The sequence below is a fragment of the Streptomyces purpurogeneiscleroticus genome, from assembly GCF_020024005.1.
Classification (GTDB): Bacteria; Actinomycetota; Actinomycetes; order Streptomycetales; family Streptomycetaceae; genus Streptomyces; species Streptomyces purpurogeneiscleroticus.
The window spans coordinates 1-2,742 of the sequence record NZ_NHSG01000416.1 but is presented as its reverse complement, the minus strand read 5'-3'; the positions used below and the strand labels follow the sequence as shown (position 1 = coordinate 2,742).

The 2,742-nt window shown below is 71.4% G+C and carries 3 protein-coding genes and 1 pseudogene; 1 reads left to right on the top strand and 3 read right to left on the bottom strand.

All coding sequences use genetic code 11. The annotated features are described in order from the left end of the window. From CCS38_RS30740 to CCS38_RS30730, 3 genes are all read right to left on the bottom strand, one after another. Positions 1-541: TerD family protein (locus CCS38_RS30740; protein ID WP_223736603.1), on the bottom strand; the 541-nt coding region annotated here is incomplete at its 3' end. Positions 542-614: 73 nt separating this feature from the next. Beyond that, positions 615-887 carry a GlsB/YeaQ/YmgE family stress response membrane protein gene (locus tag CCS38_RS30735; protein ID WP_030264565.1) on the bottom strand — a complete coding sequence of 91 codons (273 nt, stop codon included), beginning with the start codon at positions 885-887 and terminating at the stop codon, positions 615-617. A gap of 119 nt (positions 888-1,006) precedes the next feature. Beyond that, on the bottom strand, positions 1,007-1,816 hold the full coding sequence (locus CCS38_RS30730; protein WP_223736602.1) for an NAD-dependent epimerase/dehydratase family protein: 810 nt from the start codon (positions 1,814-1,816) through the stop codon (positions 1,007-1,009). Positions 1,817-1,974: 158 nt separating this feature from the next. Between CCS38_RS30730 and CCS38_RS30725 the strand changes: the two are divergent. Beyond that, positions 1,975-2,742 (top strand): annotated as a pseudogene (locus CCS38_RS30725) (hypothetical protein); the annotation flags it as partial.

Below are 2,742 nucleotides of genomic sequence, written 5' to 3'. Positions count from 1 at the left end.
GCTGCTGCGGCGCGACGGGCGCCGCGGCCGGGGCGGCGGGCTCCTCGACGCTGACGCCGAAGTCCGTGGCGATGCCCGCCAGGCCGTTCGCATAGCCCTGGCCCACCGCGCGGACCTTCCACGCGTCACCGCGGCGGTAGACCTCGACCACCACCAGGGCGGTCTCGGAGCCCAGCTGGGGCGGGGTGAACGTGGCGAGCACGCTGCCGTCGTCGGCGCTGCGGACCGTCGCCGTCGGCTCCGTGCCGGCGAAGGTGGCGCCCGGCGCGTCCAGGCTCGCCGTGACGACGATCTTGTCGATGGCGGGCGGCACGGCGGCGGTGTCCACCGTGATCGTGTCGCCACCGCCGCTCGTGCCCGCGGTGTGGGTCACGCCGGGACCGCTGGGTTGGTTGTAGAAAACGAAGTCGTCGTCCGAGCGGACCTTGCCGTCGGCGGTCAGCAGCAGGCCCGACACGTCCAGCCGCACGGGAGCGGTGACGTCCACCGCGACCCGCGCTGCGGAGAGCGGGAGATTCGAGCCAGGAGTCATAGCGGTCATGTTCCCAGTAACGACCGGCACCGCTTTACGGTTCCATTACCCCCACTCGATCGCCTCCCGCCGCCGCGGGGCTTCAGTTCCGGGCGCGGGAGTTCCCGAAGAGCAGCCGGTACGCGATCAGCAGGACCAGCGCGCCGGCGATGGAGGCGACCCACATGGCCGGGTCGAAGAAGTCCTTCGGTATCGGACGGTCGAGGAACTTCGTGGAGAGCCAGCCGCCCACGAACGAGCCCACGATGCCGGTCAGGGTGGTGCCGACCAGGCCGCCCGGGTCCCGGCCGGGCAGCAGGACCTTGGCGATGACGCCGGCGACCAGCCCCAGTACGAGCCAGCTGACGATGCCCATGATGGTGTTCCTCGTTCCTGCAAGGGGTTGTTACGCCTTCAAGGACGCGAGGACGCCGCCCGGAGTTCCGTGCGGTATGCCACGATCGGCCACCACCGGCCACTGGCGGGCAGCGGATCTCAGTACGGCCAGACCGGCGGGTCCGTGCAGAAGGCGCCGCCGAGGTGTGCGTGTTCGGGGTTCTCCGGGTCCAGTGCGCCCTGCTCCGCGAGGAGTTCGGCGGCGTACTCCTCGGAGTCGTCCTGCGGCTCGTAGCCGAGCGCGCGGGCGCTGCTCAGGTCCCACCACAGCCGGGTGTTGGCGGAGGAACCGTAGGCGACGGTGTGGCCGACGTCCTCGGCGGTGAGCGCCGCGTGCAGCAGCCGGGCGCAGTCGGCGGGGCTCATCCAGATGGACAGCATCCGTACGGAGGTGGGCCGCGGGAAGCAGGACCCGATGCGCACCGAGACGGTCTCGATGCCGTGCAGGTCCCAGTAGAGCGACGCGAGGTCCTCCCCGAAGCCCTTGGACAGTCCATAGAAGGTGTCGGGGCGGCGCGGGGTGTGCACCGGTATCGCGGCCGAGCCGTCGCGCGGGCGCGGGGTGAAGCCGACGGCGTGGTTGGAGGAGGCGAAGACGATCCGCCGCACGCCTTCCTCGCGGGCCGCTTCGTAGAGGTGGTACGTCCCCTCGATGTTGGCCCGGAGGATCTTCTCGAACGTCGACTCCAGGGAGATGCCCGCGAGATGGATCACCGCGTCGACCCCGCGCACCGCCTCGCGCAGCGCTTCCTTGTCGGCGAGGTCGGCGACGATCGCGTCCGGCTCGCCCTCGATGGGCAGCCGGTCGAAGAGCCGCAGTCGGTAGCCGTACGAAGGCAGCAGTTCGCGCATCAGGGTGCCGAGGCCGCCGGCGGCCCCCGTGAGCAGGACGGTGCGGGATGCGGTCATGGGCGTCAACGTAAAGAAGGGTCGTGCTCCGGTCAAGATGGTGTACGAGTAAGGGGTCTTGACCCGCTCTGTGCGCTGATTTAGCGTCATCGCGTTCATGTGGATGGATGCTGGCCATGAATGCGTCTCTGCGGATGCAGTTCCTCGAAGGGATCCCGATGCGTGCCGCCGCCTTTCTCTACCCGTGGGACGTCGTCGGTGACCCGGAAGCCGCGCGGCGGACCGCCGGGCTCGGCGTCGCCCAGGCCACCCTCGCCGCCGCCTACCACTCCACCCGCGCCCTCACCCCGCGCCACCCGGAGCACCGTGTCGTCACCGCCCGGCACTCCGCCGTCCTCTACCCGCCGTCCCCGGAGCGCTGGGCCGGGCGCGCGCTGCGCCCGTATGCGCAGGACTGGCTCCCGGGGCCCGACCCGTACACGGAGGCCGCCCGCGCCCTCACGGAAGCGGGCCTGGAGGTGCACTCCTGGGTGGTGCTGGCCCACAACTCCCGGCTGGGCGCCGAGCACCCGGAGTCCGTCGTCCGCAACGCCTACGGGGACGCCTACCCCTGGGCGCCCTGCATCGCCCGCCCCGAAGTGCACGACTACCTCGTCACCCTGGCCGCCGAGGCCGCTGTACGGCCGCACACCCGCGGCACCGAGCTGGAGTCCTGCGGCTGGTACGGCCTCGCCCACCTGCACGCGCACGACAAGACCGGCGGCGTCCCCTTGAGCGGCGCGGCGCAGTACCTGATGTCGCTGTGCTTCTGTACGGAGTGCCGCCAGGGGTACGCGGCGCTGGGCGCCGACCCCGAGGAGCTCGCCCTCGATGGGCAGCCGGTCGAAGAGCCGCAGTCGGTAGCCGTACGAAGGCAGCAGTTCGCGCATCAGGGTGCCGAGGCCGCCGGCGGCCCCCGTGAGCAGGACGGTGCGGGATGCGGTCAT